Consider the following 17,735-nt stretch of genomic DNA (forward strand, 5'->3'; position numbering starts at 1 on the left):
AAAGAGGCCCTCTAGAGGGCCTCTTTTTTATGCTCGGTTAGTTAGTCCGGCTTACCATCTACAACGCCAGCGGTGTTATCCAGCAGGCTCTTGGTCGCGGTCTGCAGGAACGACTCAAGCTTCTGCTTCAGTGCGGCCTCGTCCGGCGATTCAGGAATGACTTTACCGCTTGGGTTGGCACCCAATTCGAATTCCCACAACTTCGGTGGCATTTCCTTAGGCAATACCAACACGCGGTCTGCGGTGACCAAGGCCACGGTCTGATCGCTGCCCGAAGGCTTGATCACGCCAAAGCCCTTGTCGCCTTCCGGCAGGTTCAGCAAGTCCCGACCCCAGCACTGGTGCAGGGTATCGCCACCGAGGCGGCCCATGATGGTCGGCACGATGTCGATCTGGGTGCCCACGGTATGGTCACGCTCGCCGAACTTCTCCTGCACGCCCGGTGCGATCATCAGCATCGGTACGTTGAAGCGGCCCAGGTCCATCTCGGTGATCTGCTGTTCGTTGCCAAAGCCGTGGTCGCCCACGATAACGAACAGGGTTTCCTTGAAGTACGGCTCCTTGCGGGCCTTTTCAAAGAACTGGCCCAGGGCCCAGTCGGAGTAGCGCATGGCCGTCAAATGCTCGTTGAGGCTGCCACGGTCGGTGACTTTCTCCACCGGCAATGGCGTCGGCAACGCGTACGGCGTGTGGTTGGACAGGGTTTGCAGCAGCGCGTAGAACGGCTTGCCGCCTTCGCGGGCCTTCAACTCTTCCAGGCCACGGTTGAACATGTCCTGGTCGGACACGCCCCACGTCGGGTCGGAGAACACCGGGTTGACGAAGTCGTTGCGCCCGATAAAGTTGGTCATCCCCTGGTTGCTGAAGAAGCCCGACTGGTTGTCCCAGGCGAAGTCGCCGTTGTAGACATACACGTCGTCAAACTTGCGCGCGCTGAGCAGCTGCGGCAGGCCAGACAGCTTGTGGCTGCCTTCCGGGGTCTGCATCAGGTATTCGAAGCCCGGCAGGTTCGGGAAGCACGCCATAGTGGCAAACATACCCTGGTGGGTGTGGGTGCCGTTGGAGAAGAAGCGGTCGAACAGCAGGCCTTCCTTGGACAGTTTGTCGAAGTACGGCGTGATATTGCCCGGGCGATCCAGCGCGCCCACCGAGTGACCGGCGAAGCTTTCCATCAGGATCACGACCACGTTCTTGATCGGCAGCGTCTTCTCGGCCGGTGGCAGATAGTCACGGCGCACGGCGGCAGTGTCGGTGTCCACCAGCTTTTCCTGTGGCAGCACCAACATGTCGCGCACGGTCTGGGTCGCCAGCGACTGGTCCAGGGTGGCTTTCCAGATGTTCGAACGGTCTTCGGAGAAGCGCGACTTGGCCGCCGCGATCAACGACAACGTGCCATTAAGGCCCAGTTGGTTGGCGAAGTTGGAGTCGGTGGTGTACACGTCCCCCCAACGCAGCGGCGGGCCCTGGCGCAGGGTGCCACGGGCGGCGACCACGGCGATCAACAGGCAGACCACAAACACCGCGATGCGCGAATACCACGGCGCCACCTGGCGGGTGCTGATGGTACCCCCGCTGAACGGGCCACGCGGGCGCGTCGCACGGTCGGCGCCTTTGAACGCCATGCTCAGGATCAGCGTGCCCACGGCCCAGGCCAGCAGGTAGCGCACCACCGGGAAACCGTACCAGAGCATGCTCATCACGGTTTTCGGGTCTTCCTTCACATACTGGAAGACCAGGCCGTTGAGGCGCTGGTGGAACTCGCGGTAGAAGTCCATTTCCATCAGGCCGAGGAACAGCGCGATGCTGGACGCAACGGTCAGCCAGACACGGAAGAACCCGCGCGCCGCCATGGCCCGTACGCTGAACAGTGCCAGCAGCAGCGGGATCAGCAGGTAGACCACCAGGCGAATGTCCAGGCGCAAGCCGTTGCCGAACGCTTCCAGGAAGGTCGAGGCCGGCGTGTCGAGGATCATTTCACGGTTGTAGACCAGCAGCGCCAGGCGCAGCAGGGAGAACATCACCATCATGACCAGTGCGCAAAGCAGCGTGTACGCCAGATGGGATTTGACGGTCGGTTGCAGCAGGCGATTTGAAGCTCGCTGCTGATTCAGGGCGTCCGGGTTTGCCATGTCGTTTTAGGACCCATTGGAAGTTTAAGTTGCGAAATATTGCAGCGGCATCCTGCCCACGCCCAAGCGTGTAGGAACAGGGGGTCAGCGCGTTGGCGCAAATGGTGCCCGAGGAATGCCATCAGCGCTATTGATTACTGAGGAAAAAACCTTCTTTGTGGTGGTTTTCTCGGCCCGAGACAGAGCCTTCTTACGCGAAAGTGAAGCGAGGGAATTGTCCGAGATGATGTGTGAAAATTCCGTGTAGCGAATATTTCGACACACAAATTTTAGGGTCGGACAGAAACGAGTGTGGGAACCGGCATGTGTGGGAGCAGGGCTTATGTGGGAGCTGGCTTGCCTGCGATGCGGGCACCTCGGTCTTTCAGTTACACCGAGGTGATGCTATCGCAGGCAAGCCAGCTCCCACACAATCCCGCTCCCACACTGATTGTGCTTAGATCAGATTTGGCGAGCGGTTCAGATCCGCACGTTGCCCCGTGGCCCGGCAATCGCCCAGATGATCAAGCCCAGCACCGGCAACAACAGGATCAGCAAAATCCACAGCACTTTGGCGCCCGTGCTCGCGCCGCTTTTGAACACGTTGATGATCGCCCAGATATCCAGCGCGAGGATGATCAGCCCGATCAAGCCATTAAAAGTGGAACCCATGGTGTCGCTCCTAAGTGAGGGCATGCACTTGTAGGATAGTCAGCCCTGACGGGGGTTCCGTTTTATTTCACACGTGTAGGGCGATTCGCAGCGCTTCCAGCGAAGGTTCGGCCTTGATACCGACTTCGGCACACAACTCCAGTACGCGTGGCAGGTCCTTGCCGTAGACCAGCACTGTTTGAATCTCGTCATCGAGCAACTGGCTGAAGTTGAGCAGCGTGTAGCCACCGTCTTCTGGGCTGAGGGCGCTCATCTGGATCTGGATGCGGCTCAACGCCGTGAGGTTTTCGGTCTTGGCCAGTTGCTTGGGCTTGAGGTTGAACGCCACGCCGGGGCCGAACGAGGCGATGATCTGCGCAAACAGCTCGCCGTAGGTGTCGGCCTGGAACAGTGCGGTGTCCGGCAGGCTGCCCACGACTATCCATTCACCCAGCGGGATCGGGAAGCTGTCGTCGTAGTTGATATCCGGGTTGGCCGCCAGAAACGCCTCCGGGTCTGCGTAGGCCTGGACCGCTTCGTCGGCGATGCGGGCCACCTCGTCCTCGCTCATGACACTGGCGCTGATTTTGCTGATGAGTTCGACGAGGGCGGCTTTCATGGGGCGATCCTGTGGTGGGCTGGATTTTGAGGGCGCAAAGCCTACACCAGTTTCTGCAACTTCGCCGCCGTATCCACTGCGCCCATGGTCTGTGCCGCCGCCAGTGCAGTTGCACCCTGGGCATCAGCGGCCTTGGGGTTGGCCCCCTGGCCGAGCAGGTAGTCAAGCAGCTCCACGCGGTTGAACATCGCCGCCATCATCAATGCGGTGCGGCCATCGGAAGAGGCCGCATCCACCGGCGCGCCGCCTTCGATCAGGGCCTTGACCACGTCCAGGTTGCCTTTGAACGCAGCGCCGGCAATCGGCAGTTGATTCTTGTCATTGGCGATCAGTGGGTCGGCCTTGAATTCCAGCAGTACTTTTACCGCCTCGGCATGGCCGTGGTAGGCGGCGAGCATCAGCAGGGTGTCGCCGTTATGGTTGCGAAAATTCGCAGGCAAGCCTTTGGCCAGCAGTGCGGCGAGCATAGCGGCGTCGCCCCGGCGCGCAACGTCAAAGACCTGCTCGGCAAATTCGGCGGCTTCGTCTTCGGTCATTTGTTTGGGTTGGTCTGACATGTGGGGGCTCCCTGGCGATGGCTATATAGGCGCCTAGTGTCGCGATGGAGTTCCCCACTGTCATGGCTTTTTTGCCAAAAGCGGCCATAGGCAGAATCAATGGCGCGACATTAATAACGGAACTGGCCGCCCTGGATCTGCGCCAATAACTGCCCCGTTACCGGCACGTAGCAGTCCGAGCCCGGCAACCAGGCGTAGACCGGGTCGTTACCCGCCTTCTCCGGGTCGAACGCCTCCTCCTTGAGCTTGACCTTCTGGTACTTGAAGGTGCCCGTGGTCTCCATCTTCACCTTGATCCGCAGGAACAACGGCACCGCATAGGGCGGTAACTGGCCATGGGCGAACTGCAACAGTTCACGCATGTCCAGCGACGCCAGGGACTCGCTCGGGGTGATCGCGACCATGCCCGCACGGCCGTTGGTGTTTTCGATTTCCACCCCGTAGGCCACCACTTCGGCGATCTGCGGGTGTTGCAACAGGATGTTCTCGACCTCGGTGGTGGAGACGTTCTCACCCTTCCAGCGATAGGTGTCCCCCAGGCGATCGACGAATTGCGCATGACCAAAGCCGATGCTGCGCAACAAGTCGCCGGTATTGAAGTAACGGTCACCCTTTTCGAACACGTCGGTGAGGATCACCTTGCGGTTCTTTTCCGGGTCGGTGTAGCCGTCGAACGGGGATTTTTCATCGATTCGCGCCAGCAACAGGCCCTGCCCGCCCGTCTGCACCTTGCGCATGAAGCCATCGCTGCCACGGATCGGCTCGCCGTTGTCGTGGGCGTAGTCCACCAGCGCCCAGTGTTGCAGGCAAAAGCCGATGGTGTTGTCGAAATTCAGCACGTTAGTGAAGCCGATATTGCCGTCGCTGGCGGCATACAACTCGCAGATATGGTCAACGCCATAGCGCTGCTTGAACTGCGCCCAGACCCCGGGGCGCAGGCCATTGCCGACCATCTTGGTCACGCGGTTGTCACGGTCGCTGGCGCTGGGCGGCTGGTCGAGCAGGTAACGGCACAACTCGCCGACATACCCCAGGGTGGTCGCGTTGAACTTGCGCGCATCGTCCCAGAACTGGCTGGCGCTGAACTTGCGCCGGATGGCAAACCCCGACGCGCCGACAATCGCCGAGCCCCAGCACACACACAGGCCGGTGGCGTGATACAGCGGCAAGGTGCAATAGAGGACGTCGTCCGGGCCCATGTCCAGGGCGATGCTGCCGAAGCTGACGGCGGTCTTGGTCCAGCGGCCGTGTTTCATGATGCCGGCCTTGGGCAGGCCCGTGGTGCCGGAGGTGTAGATATAGAAGCACGGGTCATTGAAGAAGATCTGCGCGGTGCTGGCCGGGTTTTCCGCCGGGCACTCGGCGCTGGCGGCCATCAGGTCGGTGTAACCCGCAGGCACCTCGCTGGCCTGCTGATCGGCGACAAACCACGTGCGTTCGGCCGGAATCGCCACCTGATCACGTACCGCCTCAAAGGACGCCACCAGTTCCGAGCCCACCACAATCGCCACCGGGTTCACCAGGTTCAGGCTATGCACCAGCGTGCCGTGGGTCTGTGAGGTGTTGACCATGGCGCAGATGCCACCGAGCTTGGCCACGGCCAGTACATTCAGCAGCAACTCGGGGCGGTTCTCGATAAACATCGCCACCACGTCACCCTTGCGCACGCCCTGGGCCTGCAGGAAATGGGCGATACGGTTCGCGCGTCCATTGGCCTCGCGGTAGCTGAGCACGCGGTCAGCGTATAAAAGCGCGGTGCCATCGGGATTGCGCAGGGTGGCCTGCTCGAAGTGCCAGCCCAACCCGCAAGGCTGGGCCGGGTCGGTGACGTTGGCAGCACGCATGCCGCGCACCACCCGTGGCAGGGCGCGAACAATGGCGGGCACCTTACGCAACAGCATGCGCCAGGTGATCATGTCGTTTTGCGGATGGCTCATGGAGGAACGTCCTTTTTCTTATTCTTCGTTATGCCTTGCAGGAAATTACGTCAGCCCTTGTTCACCTGTACACGCGGGATTTGAAAAGTTTTGTATCCCGATGAACAGCCGCAGAAAAAGGGAATTTCGCCGTTCAAGGGCAGTCTTCATAGATATCGGCGCGCCCAACCACCCGGTTGAATAGCGCAAAATGCAGGATGCATGATGGCCATTCATGCAATTTGCACGAAAACAAAAATTCGTGAATTTTATAAGCTACTGATCTATAAGGATTTTTCTTAGAAAGGCTAGATGGCACAATCACTGCACCTATCACTCCATGCTTGCCAACTTGAGCCAACGGAGCTGATAGACATGAGCCTGATCCAAGATAAATTCGCTTCAGTATTCTCCAACTACGATGTCACCACCCAGCCTCGCCCGGACGGCGGCATCCTGCTGACCTTGCGCAACAGCGAAGGCAAGCAGGTCAAGCGCTCCATCTCCTACCAACAACTGCACACCGCCGACCAACTGACGTGGGTGATCAGCGCCATTCGCCGCGACCTGGCCGAACAAGCCAGCGACCTGCCACAGATTTCGATGCTGCAAAGCCAGAATCGCTTTGCCTTGCCGACCTACCATTCGGCTTAAACACCCGGCACAAAAAAGGGCCGCAACGCCATTCAGCGTTGCGGCCCTTTTTCATGCGCCTGTCACCAGAGTCCCTGGCGCGCCGCTTCATTCATCGCCTGTACGCGGTTGGTCACTTCCAACTTGCCGTAGATGTTGCGCAGGTGGAATTTCACCGTGGCCTCGGACGTCTCGCGAATCTGGCTGATCTCCCAGACGGTCTTGCCGTTCGACGCCCACCGCAGGATCTCCAGCTCCGTCGGCGTCAGGGACTTGCCCGCCAAGCTCAGGCGTCTTCTGATAGCGTTGGGCAGGGTATACAGCGGCGGGTACAGCTCCTCTGCGCCTCTCATTACATCTCTCCTTTATCGGCGGATGCTTCACCACCTTCGGACTTCTCCGATTGACAGGTGATATAAACGTGGGTGCCAGGAAGAGTTGCATAACGAATGGTATTAAGGCGTAAGGCCCGCAATAAACAGCTGAGCCCTACAACCGAATAAGGTTCTTCCCACGACAACTTCCAACTCGCCGGGGTTGAACATTCAAGAACTTGTGCTTAATCGTCCAAGCCTGGGAAACGACGGACAATTTCGTCACCTGTAAGAACGGCCTCGCCTGCAACCGTATTAAACAAGTGCAGTGTCACGAAGTGCGGGTTCTCACCGATATCGGTCCAATGGGGCAAGCCCGCCGGAATCAGCAACACGTCGTTTTTCTCACAACGTACGGCGTACACATAGTCCCCCACATGCAAGGCAATCAGTCCCTGCCCGGCGATGAAGAAGCGCGCATGGTCCTCGCGGTAGTGGCGCTCGCTGAGCAATTGCGCGCGCACCTGGTCTTTTTGCGGATCAGCGCTCGTGACGCTGAACACCTCGACATTGCCGTAACCCAAGGTAGCAATCTGCTGCTGGTACGCGGCGATCATGTCAGCATCGCTGGCGCCTTTCTCGATCGGGCACGGCTGCCAGCGCTGGAAACGCACGCCATGCTCCGCCAGGGTCGCGACGATGTCGTCGAGATGGGTCAGGACCTTGTTCGGGGTGTCCGGTGTGGCGACGTGGTAGACAGCGACATAACTCATTGCACGGTTCCTCTGTTGGGCTCTTGCAATCGAAGGCCAATGATAATGGCGGCGGCCAGCGCCGCGAGGCTGGCGATACTGAAAGTCAGGGTCGGCCCCAACAGGTTCCAGCTGTAACCGGCATACAGCGCACCCAGCGCCCCGCCGGTGCCGGCCAGCGCGGCGTACAACGCCTGGCCCTGGCCCTGTTGTCTGTCGCCGAAACTGCGTTGCACAAAGGCAATCGCCGCCGCATGGAAACTGCCAAACGTGGCGGCGTGCAGCACCTGCGCCAACAGCAGCACCCAGAAAAATTCGGCAAACGAACCCAGCAACAACCAACGCACCGCCGCCAAAAGGAAGCTGGCCAGCAGCACCCGGCGTATCGAAAAGCGCGTGAGGATGCGGCTCATGCCCAAAAACATCAGCACTTCCGCCACCACCCCCAGCGCCCACAACAGGCCGATCAGGCCACGACTGTAGCCCAGGTGCTCAAGGTGCAAGGTAAGAAAGGTGTAATACGGGCCGTGGCTCATTTGCATCAGCGCCACGCAGGCATAAAACGCCAGTACGCCGGGGCTGCGCAGTTGCTTGAGAAAGCCGTCGCCCGCCAGGCGGTTGCCGTGGCTGGCCGGCTGCGCATTCGGCACCCACAGACTGGCGCCGATGATGCCGGCCATGATCACCACGACCACCACCGGGTAGATATCCAGGCTCAGCCAGTCGAACAGGCGCCCCATGATCACCACGGTAAGGATAAAACCGATGGAACCCCACAGGCGGATCTGGCTGTAGCGCGAGGTCTGTTTTTGCAGGTGCGCCAGGGTGATCACTTCAAACTGCGGCAGCACCGCGTGCCAGAAGAACGCGTGCAGCGCCATCACCAGGGCCAGCCAGGCGTAGGTCTGGCTGACGAAGATCAGCGAGAAGCTTGCCAGGGTACACACCGCGCCAAAGCGCACGATGGCCAGGCGCCGCCCGGTGTAATCCCCCAGCCAGCCCCACAGGTTGGGCGCCACGCAGCGCATCAGCATGGGGATGGCCACCAGTTCGCCAATGCGCGCACTGGAAAAGCCCAGGTGATCGAAGTACAGGGCCAGGAACGGCGCCGTCGCCCCGAGCAGGGCGAAGTAGAAGAGGTAGAAGCTGGAGAGGCGCCAGTAGGGAAGCGTCATGTGGGTTGGGGCTGCTGCGCAGCCCAGCGGGAGCAAGCTCCCTCGCCACAGCAAGCTCCCTGGCTACAGGTCACAGCTGGCCCAGCACCGGGGTGGTTACACGAACGTCGGCGTTTTGCCCACGGTTGCGCAGCAGGTGGTCCATCAGCACGATGGCCATCATCGCCTCGGCAATCGGCGTGGCACGGATGCCAACGCACGGGTCATGGCGGCCTTTGGTGATCACGTCCACCGGGTTGCCATGCACATCGATCGAGCGGCCCGGCGTGGTGATGCTCGACGTGGCCTTGAGCGCCAGGTGCGCCACGATCGGCTGGCCGGAGGAAATGCCACCAAGGATGCCGCCCGCATTGTTGCTGAGGAAACCTTCTGGCGTCAGCTCATCGCGATGCTCGGTGCCGCGCTGGGATACGCACGCAAAACCGGCGCCGATTTCCACGCCCTTCACTGCGTTGATGCTCATCAGCGCATGGGCCAGCTCGGCGTCCAGGCGGTCGAAGATCGGCTCGCCCAGGCCCGGCTTCACGCCCTCGGCCACCACGGTGATCTTCGCACCGACGGAATCCTGGTCGCGGCGCAACTGGTCCATGTAGGCTTCCAGCTCCGGCACTTTGTCCGGGTCGGGGCTGAAGAAGGCGTTGTCTTCCACGCTGTCCCAGGTCTTGAACGGGATCTCGATCGGTCCCAGCTGGCTCATGTAGCCACGGATCACGATGCCCTGGGTGGCCAGGTATTTCTTCGCAATGGCACCCGCGGCCACGCGCATCGCGGTTTCACGGGCCGAGCTGCGGCCGCCGCCCCGGTAGTCGCGTTCACCGTATTTGTGGTGGTAGGTGTAGTCGGCGTGGGCCGGGCGGAACAGGTCCTTGATCGCCGAGTAGTCCTTGGACTTCTGGTCGGTGTTGCGGATCAACAGGCCGATGGCGCACCCGGTGGTGCGGCCTTCGAACACGCCGGAGAGGATCTCGACTTCGTCGGGCTCCTGGCGCTGGGTAGTGTGGCGGCTGGTGCCGGGCTTGCGGCGGTCGAGGTCACGCTGCAGGTCTTCCAGGGACAGCTCGAGGCCGGGCGGGCAGCCGTCGACAATGGCGACCAACGCCGGGCCATGGCTTTCGCCCGCGGTGGTGACAGTGAACAGCTTGCCGAAGGTATTGCCGGACATGCAGGGCGCTCCGTGAAATCAGTTGTAATCACTCAGGGGTGATAACCAAGCGCGCCAGTATACGCGGGCCAACCGACTAGTTCATCCTCGAAACCTTCCGGGTAGACATTGGTCGAACCGGCACCTCCCTGATGATGGCGCGATGATGCTTCGAGTTCTACTGCTGGCCCTCACCCTGTTTACCGCCGTGGCCCACGCCGCCTCCCCCGTGGTGCTGCAACGGCCCATCAGCCTGGACACCGGCAGCGGCGAGCTGTTTGGCTCACTGCTGCTGCCCCAATCCGACAAGCCGGTGCCGGTGGTGCTGATCATCGCCGGTTCCGGCCCCACCGACCGCAACGGCAACAGCGCCGACGGCGCCCGCAACGACAGCCTCAAGCGCCTGGCCTGGGTACTGGCCCGGCACAACATCGCCAGCGTGCGCTACGACAAGCGCGGCGTCGCCGCCAGCCTGGCGGCCACGCCGGACGAACGTAACCTGACACTCGACGCCTACGTGTCCGACGCCGTGGCCTGGGGCAAACGGCTCAAGGCCGACAAGCGCCTGGGCCCGCTGGTGGTGCTCGGCCACAGCGAAGGCGCGCTGGTGGCGGCCCTCGCCGCGCCGCAACTGCAACCGGCGGGCGTGATTTCCCTGTCCGGCAGCGCACGTCCGGTGGATCAAGTGATCCGCCAGCAACTGGCGGATCACCTGCCCCCTGCCCTGTTGCTGCGCAGCAATCAGATCCTGGATAGCTTGAAGGCCGGACAGGTGGATGCGGACGTGCCTGGCCCGCTGCTGGGTATTTTCCGACCGAGCGTGCAGCCCTATCTGATCAGCCTGTTTCGCGCTGATCCGTCGGCGGCCTTCGCCAAATTGAACATGCCGGCGCTGATCATCCAGGGCACCAACGATATCCAGGTCGGCATCGGCGATGCCCAGCAGTTGAAAAAGGCAAAGCCCGATGCACAACTAGCGCTGATTGAGGGCATGAATCACGTGATGCGCATCGTGCCCAAGGATGTGCACCAGCAATTGGCCTCCTACAACGACCCGCAATTGCCCCTCGCGGCCGAGTTGGGCAGCCGTGTGGTGCGCTTTATCGACGGACTTCAACCCCGTTAAGCGACAATTTGTCTCTAGTCCTACAGAAAACGGCCGATAAGCCCAGTGTCGCAGCAAAAAAGCTGTCGGCTAGCTGGGCTTGGACAGGATCGCGCCGCATGACAACCACAGAAGCAACACCGGAACCCACCGCCGACACCCCGGCTGATAAAACCGAGGCCGTCGACGCGGCGCCCCTGCCGTGGGCGGATGTCCAGCCCGAGCATTTCAAGATGCTGCGCCTGGCGCCCCTGGCCACCGACCGCGCCACCGGTGTGCGACCGCTGCGGTTCGTGCAATTCGGCTATGCCGAGCGCAATGACAGCCACCACAGCCTGCTGCGCATGGTCATCCAGTTGCCAGGGCAACGGGTGCGGCGCGAACAGAATCACTTGGACGTGTGGGTCGATCACGATAAACACCGCGTGCATTTCGGCCCGGGCAACAGCCTGGAAATCGAACCGGCCAACCGCGGTATCGGGCGCTTCCTCGTGGCCCAAGGGGCGGCGTGGGCGAAGAAAAAGTGGGCCAGCTACCGCATCGACGGCGTCGACCTGTCCAACAAGGACGCACTGAACGAAGCCACGCGCCTGCGCCGCGATCACTTCTTGCGGGTCCACGGCTTTGATGTGGCCTACGCCGATGTGCAGCACCTCAAGGGTAACGTGCAGCCGGGCAAGGTCGGGGATGTGCTGGAAAACTGGAACACCGAGAAGGTGCAGTTTGTCGAGATCCTGGAAGCCGCGCAGATGCTGCAACAGGCCGAGCAGAACCTGGCGGAACAGGAAGTGAAGCTGCGCAAGGAAGAGGAAAAGGTCACCAAGTTCAAGCGTGAGGACAGCGGGCTGCGCTTTACCATTACCTGCCTGGTGGCGTTTACGGTGTTTCAGGCGGGGTTGTTGATCTGGATTGCCACACACCGCTAGAACCGGGGTGAAATGCAATTCAACCTGTGGGAGCTGGCTTACCTGCGATAGCGGTGTATCAGCCAGCCCATGGGTTACTGACCCACCGCTATCGCAGGCAAGCCAGCTCCCACATTGACCGCGGATCTACCGTTAGACCCGGGCGGCGAAAACGGCCTGATGCTGACGGCACTGCTCCGCCGTCAACATGAACACCCCATGCCCGCCACGCTGGAAGTCCAGCCAGGCAAAGTCCACCTCTGGGTACAACGCCTCGACGTGCACCTGGCTGTTGCCCACCTCAACGATCAGCAAGCCCTTCTCGGTCAGATGGTCCGCCGCCTCGGCCAGCATGCGCCGTACCAGGTTCAAGCCATCATCGCCACAGGCCAGGCCCAGCTCGGGTTCGTGCTGGTATTCGTCCGGCATGTCGGCGAAATCTTCGGCATCCACATACGGCGGGTTGGACACGATCAAGTCGAAGCGCTGGCCCGGCAGGCCGTCGAAGCCATCGCCCTGCACGGTGTAGACACGCTCATCGACACCATGGCGCTCGATGTTCTGGTTCGCCACTTCCAACGCTTCAAAGGACAGGTCGCCCAGCACCACTTCGGCGTCCGGGAACTCGTAGGCGCAGGCAATACCGATGCAACCGGAGCCGGTGCACAAATCCAGAATGCGCGCCGGCGCTTGGGCCAGCCAGGGTTCGAAGCGGTTTTCGATCAGCTCGCCAATCGGTGAGCGCGGGATCAGCACGCGCTCATCCACGATAAACGACATGCCGCAGAACCACGCTTCATTCAACAGGTAGGCGGTGGGAACACGTTCGTGGATGCGTCGGTGCAGCAAACGCTGCACGTGGGAGATTTCCTCTTCTTCCAGGTTGCAGTCCAGGTAGCTATCAGCAATTTCCCACGGCAGGTGCAAGGCACCGAGCACCAATTGGCGGGCTTCATCCCAGGCATTGTCGGTACCATGGCCAAAAAACAGGTCTTCCCCATGGAAACGGCTGACAGCCCAACGGATGTGGTCGCGCAAGGTGCGCAGGCGGGAAGTGATCACGGGGGCAGACTCCTGAAAAAACGACCGGCGATTCTAACAGCCTTCGCCTGTACCGACGATGTACGAAACTTCGTCGCCATCCGTCGGATTTCATCCAAATTGCCAGCATTCGATTAAACACGGCACCCACTTGACAAGGCTGCACGTCAACAACGGCGTACCTTACGATAGTAGCGATTCACAGAACCGCTCAGCCAGTGGACAATGTCGCAAAAGCCCCCCTCACAGGAGCCCCAGAATGTCCGTTCCAAAGACGATGTTTCAACTCAGCGGTCGCGGTTACGCAGCAGCCAACCTCAGCCATGCGACCCTCGTGATCATCGACGCCCAGAAGGAATACCTCAGCGGTCCACTCGCCCTCTCGGGCATGGACGCGGCGGTAGACAACATCAAGCAGTTGGTTGCAGCGGCGCGCAATGCCGGGCGCCCGATCGTCCACGTACGCCACCTGGGCACTGTCGGCGGCCTGTTCGACCCGCAAGGCGAGCGCGGTGAGTTCATTTCCGGCCTTGAGCCAAGCGGTGACGAAACCATCATCGGCAAGCTGCTGCCCAGCGCCTTCCACGGCACCGGCCTGGAAAAACACCTGCAAGACCTGGGCTCCCTGGACCTGATCGTGGCCGGTTTCATGAGCCACTCCAGCGTCAGCACCACGGTGCGTGCGGCCAAGAACCTGGGCTTTCGCTGCACCCTGGTGGAAGACGCCTGCGCCACGCGCGACCTGCCTTACAAAGGCGGCATCCTCAGCGCCGAGCACGTGCAGCAAACTGAAATGGCCATCATGGCCGACAACTTCGCCACCCTCGCCTTGACCAAAGATCTGATCTGATCGTACCGCGGATGGGCGGCGTGTTTACGGCCCCGCTCATCCCCAATGCCGTCTCATTTGGCGCATTTCCCCCTCCCCCCGGAACAACCCGTGTATCTTCCGGTCGAAGGGCCGATACCCTGGAGGAAAGGTCGGGATGAAGATATCCGATGGTTTTGATGCTCGTCGCTTGCGCCCCAAGGGCCCGAGCAATTGGCGTCTGCGCCTGGTAGCCGGCTTTGCCGCGCTGCTGGCAATAGTAGGTCTGCTGCTGGCGGGTGCTGGTGGCGCTGGTTTGTCTGGTCATTCACCAGCCCTTGGCGAGCTGAATGCCAGCCCTGGCGGTTCGGCAATCCTGCTGGTGAGCGGGTTGCTGGTGCTGTGGCTGGGCGTGTGGTTATGGCGTCGTAGCCGTAGGAAGATGCGCCAGCCGTTGTCACTCAATATCGCTTCCCACCTGATGAAAAAGCACGACTGATGGCGCTTGAATAGCGTTTCCTGCGCCCCGGCCGCCGCGATTTAGGTAAACTGCCCGCCCTTCGCGGAGGCTGATATGCAAGACGACGATTTTTCCCTGTTCAAAAACGAGCTGCGCGGCGTCAAGCCGATCAAGCACGACCGCGCCGATACCGGCAAACCCAAGGCCGACCGCGCGCAGATCGCCAAGCTGCGCCAGGCCGCGACCGTGCGCACCGACGCCACTACCGTGGATGGCCTGTCGGACCAGTTCGTGATCGACGTCGGCCCCGAAGACGAACTGATGTGGGCCCGCGACGGCGTGCAGGAAAGCCAGATGCGCAAGCTCAAGGTCGGCCAGATCCCCTTCGAAGGCAGCCTCGACCTGCACGGCATGAGCGTGGAAAAAGCCCGCGAAACCCTGTGGGCCTTCCTCGCCGAAGCGACCAAATTCGAAATCCGCTGCGTGCGCGTCACCCACGGCAAGGCAGTCCGCCTGGACGGCAAGCGCCCGATGATCAAAAGCCACGTCAACACCTGGCTGCGCCAGCATGCACAAGTGCTCGGCTTTACCTCCTGCCAGGCCCGCCACGGCGGCGCGGGGGCGGTGTATGTGATGCTCAAGCGCACCATGATGGAAGGGCGTGACGAGTAACAAGTAGCCTCTTCAGGCTTGCAGCGATGTGTCCGCCACCGTAACCTTGCGCTTTGCGAAAATCCCACAGGTAGTTTCATGTCCCTGGAACAGAATTACACCGCGATCCTCGGCCAACTCGGCGAGGACGTTTCCCGCGAGGGTCTGCTGGACACGCCAAAGCGTGCCGCCAAGGCGATGCAGTACCTCTGCCGCGGTTATGAGCAGACCCTGGAAGAAGTCACCAACGGTGCCTTGTTCAGCTCTGACAACAGCGAAATGGTGCTGGTCAAGGACATCGAGTTGTACTCGTTGTGCGAACACCACCTGCTGCCGTTTATCGGCAAGGCCCATGTTGCATATATCCCAAGCGGCAAAGTGCTGGGCCTGTCGAAGGTCGCGCGGATTGTCGATATGTACGCGCGCCGCCTGCAGATCCAGGAAAACCTCAGCCGCCAGATCGCCGATGCCGTGATGCAGGTGACCGGCGCCCTGGGCGTGGCCGTGGTGATCGAGGCCAAGCACATGTGCATGATGATGCGCGGTGTGGAAAAACAGAATTCGTCGATGATCACTTCGGTGATGCTGGGTGAGTTCCGCGAAAACGCGGCAACCCGCAGCGAATTCCTCAGCCTGATCAAGTAACCGGCTGCGCAGGAAAAAACCGGCGTTCATCGCCGGTTTTTTTTCGTCCGCGAAAATCAAGTAAGATGCGCCCCCTCAGTCATGGGCAAGAGGTTTCAGCCATGTTCGTCAAAGCACTTCGTGTCGGCCTCGGCCAAATCATCATCGCCGGCGATTTCCTGACGCGCCCGCGTAAAAAGCAGCGTTCAGCCGAGCAGCAGGCTCAGGTCAACGCCGCGGCCAAGGACCTGACCTTGTATCAGTTCCACGCCTGCCCGTTCTGCGTGAAGACCCGTCGCACCCTGCACCGCCTGAATGTGCCGGTGGCGTTGAAGGACGCGAAGAACAACGCGCAAGATCGCCAGACCCTGCTGGAGCAAGGCGGCAAGATCAAGGTGCCGTGCCTGCGCATTGAAGAGAATGGCCAGGTCACCTGGATGTATGACTCCAAGGTGATCATTGATTACCTGGACAAGCGGTTTGCTGCGATCTGACAGATACAAGGATGCCTCCCCTGTGGGAGTTGGCTTGTGTGGGAGCTGGCTTGCCTGCGATGAAGGCACCTCGGTTTTTCAGTTAGACCGAGGTGATGCTATCGCAGGCAAGCCAGCTCCCACAGGTGTCTGCAGTGTGGTTAAGGATGGATTGCCAGTTCAAGGTCCAGTAGTGCGGAGCCCAAAGACTTGCCATGGGCATCCAGCGCCAGTGAACGAGTCACGCCGCCACGCAAGATCCCCGGCAGCACAAAGTTCAGCGCCTGCACATTGGGCAACGCGTAGCGCCGCACCGGCGCCGCACCCGGCTCCAGCAACCCGGCAAAGAATTCAGCCACGCGTTCGGCCGTCAGTTGCTCACACAGCAACGGGTAATCCTCCGCGCGATAGGCAATGATCGAGATGTTCGACGTATCGCCCTTGTCCCCGGTGCGGGAATGGGCCAGCGTGTGCAACTTCATGCTTCGATCCTCGGGTTGACCGCATCTCGCGGCAGCAGCAACGACGCTACCGCCACCACCTGCCGCACGCTTTTGCTCGCGCCGCCGCCGCCGGACGGGCCGTTGGTGTAGAGGGTTTCCACTTCATTGCCAACCCGCACCGCCTCAAGGCGATCCTCACAGCGGGCCGCTACACGCAGGCGCACTTCCCAGGGCTCGACCGTGCTGCGCGGGCCGTGGAGCGCGTCCATGCCGATCAGTTCGGCGCGCACGTCCTGCATCTTCACGCCCATCAACTCCAGGCGTTTGAGGACGACAGCCCTAGCCAGCTCTGCCCGTGCGACAGCCCCCGGCCCGCCGTAGGACATTTGCCCTTCGCCAATCCAACCGTCCAGATAGCCAACACTGACTTTCAACCGCTCGGGCCGCGCGCGACCGCCAGCCCCTTGAGCGCGCACGCGATCAACCGCCTCTTCAACAAAGCCCACCTGGGAAAAGTCCGCCGTGACATCCGGCGTGAGGTACGCCGCGGGGTCATGCACTTCGTAGATCAATTGCTCAGTGCAGGTGGCGCGGCTGACCCGCCCACCAGAGCCGACAACCTTGGTGATCAAGGCTTCACCGTCGGCATCGATTTCAGCCAAGGGGAAACCCAGGCGCGCCAGGTCATCCACGTCCTTGAAGCCGGGATCGGCGAAATAGCCGCCGCTGACTTGCCCGGCACATTCCAGCAAATGCCCGACCAGCGTACCGCGCCCGAGGCGCTGCCAATCGTCCGCCGCCCAGCCGAATTCAAACATCTGTGGCGCGAGGAACAACGAAGGGTCGGCCACCCGCCCGGTGACGATCACATCGGCGTCGGCGCGCAACGCATCCAGGATGCCTTCGACACCCAGGTAGGCATTCGCCGAGATCAGCCGCTCGCCCAGGGACCCGACGGTCTGGCCGTTATCCAGCAGAAAATCGGCGTGCAACACGTCCAGCACATCATCGCCAACAACGGCGACCACCTTGAGATCCAGGCCCAGTTCGCAGGCAATACGCCGCACTTCAACCGCCGCCGACACGGGGTTGGCCGCGCCCATATTGGTGATCACCCGCAGGCGACGCCCAGTCTTATCGCCTACGAACGGCAACACGCGGCGCATGCGCTCACTCAACAGCGGGTCGTAACCGCCTGCGGGATCACTGATCCGCGCCTGTTGCGCGAGGGCAATGGTGCGTTCAGCCAGGCATTCGAACACCAGGTAATCCAGCTCGCCACGCTCGGCCAATTCGACGGCAGGTTCGATACGGTCGCCGGAATAGCCGGCGCCAGAACCGATGCGCAAGGTTTTCATC

At 61.3% G+C, this 17,735-nt stretch carries 20 protein-coding genes; 8 read left to right on the top strand and 12 right to left on the bottom strand.

Annotation, left to right across the window (positions count from 1 at the left end):
• Nucleotides 1-41: 41 nt before the first annotated feature.
• The 5 genes from PSH87_RS19280 to PSH87_RS19300 form a co-directional block, all read right to left on the bottom strand.
• Nucleotides 42-2,129, bottom strand: a complete 2,088-nt coding sequence (locus PSH87_RS19280; protein ID WP_017735870.1) for an LTA synthase family protein — start codon at nt 2,127-2,129, stop codon at nt 42-44.
• Nucleotides 2,130-2,588: 459 nt separating this feature from the next.
• Nucleotides 2,589-2,780 (bottom strand): PLDc N-terminal domain-containing protein, encoded by a 192-nt coding sequence (locus tag PSH87_RS19285; protein WP_003172956.1) that lies wholly within the window; start codon nt 2,778-2,780, stop codon nt 2,589-2,591.
• Between the two features lie 67 nt (nt 2,781-2,847).
• Nucleotides 2,848-3,378 carry a hypothetical protein gene (locus tag PSH87_RS19290; RefSeq protein ID WP_305430730.1) on the bottom strand — a complete coding sequence of 177 codons (531 nt, stop codon included), beginning with the start codon at nt 3,376-3,378 and terminating at the stop codon, nt 2,848-2,850.
• Nucleotides 3,379-3,419: 41 nt separating this feature from the next.
• The gene (locus tag PSH87_RS19295) at nt 3,420-3,935 is read right to left on the bottom strand and encodes an ankyrin repeat domain-containing protein (RefSeq protein ID WP_017735872.1); all 516 of its coding nucleotides are present in this window, start codon (nt 3,933-3,935) and stop codon (nt 3,420-3,422) included.
• Nucleotides 3,936-4,045: 110 nt separating this feature from the next.
• Nucleotides 4,046-5,872 (bottom strand): long-chain-acyl-CoA synthetase, encoded by a 1,827-nt coding sequence (locus tag PSH87_RS19300; protein ID WP_305430732.1) that lies wholly within the window; start codon nt 5,870-5,872, stop codon nt 4,046-4,048.
• Nucleotides 5,873-6,226: 354 nt separating this feature from the next.
• Here PSH87_RS19300 and PSH87_RS19305 point away from each other — a divergent pair, with 354 nt between their 5' ends.
• On the top strand, nt 6,227-6,505 hold the full coding sequence (locus tag PSH87_RS19305; RefSeq protein ID WP_010208870.1) for a DUF3509 domain-containing protein: 279 nt from the start codon (nt 6,227-6,229) through the stop codon (nt 6,503-6,505).
• A 62-nt stretch (nt 6,506-6,567) separates the two neighbouring features.
• On the opposite strand, the gene PSH87_RS19310 is transcribed toward PSH87_RS19305, so the two are convergent.
• From PSH87_RS19310 to aroC, 4 genes are all read right to left on the bottom strand, one after another.
• Nucleotides 6,568-6,837, bottom strand: coding sequence for a response regulator transcription factor (locus PSH87_RS19310; RefSeq protein WP_017735874.1), 270 nt, complete (start codon nt 6,835-6,837; stop codon nt 6,568-6,570).
• A 206-nt stretch (nt 6,838-7,043) separates the two neighbouring features.
• Nucleotides 7,044-7,571: an acireductone dioxygenase gene (locus PSH87_RS19315; RefSeq protein WP_305430733.1), complete on the bottom strand. Its 528-nt coding sequence runs from the start codon at nt 7,569-7,571 to the stop codon at nt 7,044-7,046.
• Entirely contained in the window at nt 7,568-8,725 is a 1,158-nt protein-coding gene (locus PSH87_RS19320) for an MFS transporter (protein ID WP_017735876.1), read from the bottom strand. Before PSH87_RS19320 ends, PSH87_RS19315 begins: the two co-directional genes overlap by 4 nt.
• Nucleotides 8,726-8,795: 70 nt before the next feature.
• The gene (gene aroC / locus PSH87_RS19325; RefSeq protein ID WP_017735877.1) at nt 8,796-9,887 is read right to left on the bottom strand and encodes a chorismate synthase; all 1,092 of its coding nucleotides are present in this window, start codon (nt 9,885-9,887) and stop codon (nt 8,796-8,798) included.
• Nucleotides 9,888-10,029: 142 nt separating this feature from the next.
• Between aroC and PSH87_RS19330 the strand changes: the two genes are divergently transcribed.
• The gene (locus PSH87_RS19330) at nt 10,030-10,992 is read left to right on the top strand and encodes an alpha/beta hydrolase (protein ID WP_305430734.1); all 963 of its coding nucleotides are present in this window, start codon (nt 10,030-10,032) and stop codon (nt 10,990-10,992) included.
• A gap of 98 nt (nt 10,993-11,090) precedes the next feature.
• Complete coding sequence (locus tag PSH87_RS19335; RefSeq protein ID WP_017735879.1) at nt 11,091-11,897, top strand: hypothetical protein; 807 nt, start codon at nt 11,091-11,093, stop codon at nt 11,895-11,897.
• Between the two features lie 132 nt (nt 11,898-12,029).
• Here PSH87_RS19335 and prmB read toward each other — a convergent pair whose 3' ends face one another.
• Nucleotides 12,030-12,938, bottom strand: coding sequence for a 50S ribosomal protein L3 N(5)-glutamine methyltransferase (prmB, locus tag PSH87_RS19340; protein WP_305430735.1), 909 nt, complete (start codon nt 12,936-12,938; stop codon nt 12,030-12,032).
• A 238-nt stretch (nt 12,939-13,176) separates the two neighbouring features.
• On the opposite strand from prmB, the gene PSH87_RS19345 reads away from it, so the two are divergent.
• The 5 genes from PSH87_RS19345 (at nt 13,177) to PSH87_RS19365 (ending at nt 15,954) form a co-directional block, all read left to right on the top strand.
• A complete protein-coding gene (locus PSH87_RS19345; protein WP_026136688.1) occupies nt 13,177-13,767 on the top strand; it encodes a cysteine hydrolase family protein in 591 nt (196 codons plus the stop codon).
• A 136-nt stretch (nt 13,768-13,903) separates the two neighbouring features.
• Complete coding sequence (locus tag PSH87_RS19350; protein ID WP_017735882.1) at nt 13,904-14,224, top strand: hypothetical protein; 321 nt, start codon at nt 13,904-13,906, stop codon at nt 14,222-14,224.
• A gap of 75 nt (nt 14,225-14,299) precedes the next feature.
• Nucleotides 14,300-14,857, top strand: coding sequence for a Smr/MutS family protein (locus PSH87_RS19355; protein ID WP_017735883.1), 558 nt, complete (start codon nt 14,300-14,302; stop codon nt 14,855-14,857).
• 78 nt (nt 14,858-14,935) lie between these two features.
• Nucleotides 14,936-15,481 carry a GTP cyclohydrolase I FolE gene (gene folE, locus PSH87_RS19360; protein ID WP_003442011.1) on the top strand — a complete coding sequence of 182 codons (546 nt, stop codon included), beginning with the start codon at nt 14,936-14,938 and terminating at the stop codon, nt 15,479-15,481.
• Nucleotides 15,482-15,582: 101 nt separating this feature from the next.
• The gene (locus tag PSH87_RS19365) at nt 15,583-15,954 is read left to right on the top strand and encodes a glutathione S-transferase N-terminal domain-containing protein (protein ID WP_017735884.1); all 372 of its coding nucleotides are present in this window, start codon (nt 15,583-15,585) and stop codon (nt 15,952-15,954) included.
• Nucleotides 15,955-16,094: 140 nt separating this feature from the next.
• Here PSH87_RS19365 and PSH87_RS19370 read toward each other — a convergent pair whose 3' ends face one another.
• Together PSH87_RS19370 and PSH87_RS19375 are read right to left on the bottom strand one after the other, a co-directional pair.
• The gene (locus PSH87_RS19370) at nt 16,095-16,415 is read right to left on the bottom strand and encodes a hypothetical protein (protein ID WP_017735885.1); all 321 of its coding nucleotides are present in this window, start codon (nt 16,413-16,415) and stop codon (nt 16,095-16,097) included.
• The gene (locus tag PSH87_RS19375; RefSeq protein WP_305430738.1) at nt 16,412-17,734 is read right to left on the bottom strand and encodes an acyclic terpene utilization AtuA family protein; all 1,323 of its coding nucleotides are present in this window, start codon (nt 17,732-17,734) and stop codon (nt 16,412-16,414) included. Before PSH87_RS19375 ends, PSH87_RS19370 begins: the two co-directional genes overlap by 4 nt.
• Between the last annotated feature and the right edge of the window lies 1 nt (nt 17,735).

The organism is Pseudomonas sp. FP453 (genome assembly GCF_030687495.1).
Taxonomy (GTDB): Bacteria; Pseudomonadota; Gammaproteobacteria; order Pseudomonadales; family Pseudomonadaceae; genus Aquipseudomonas.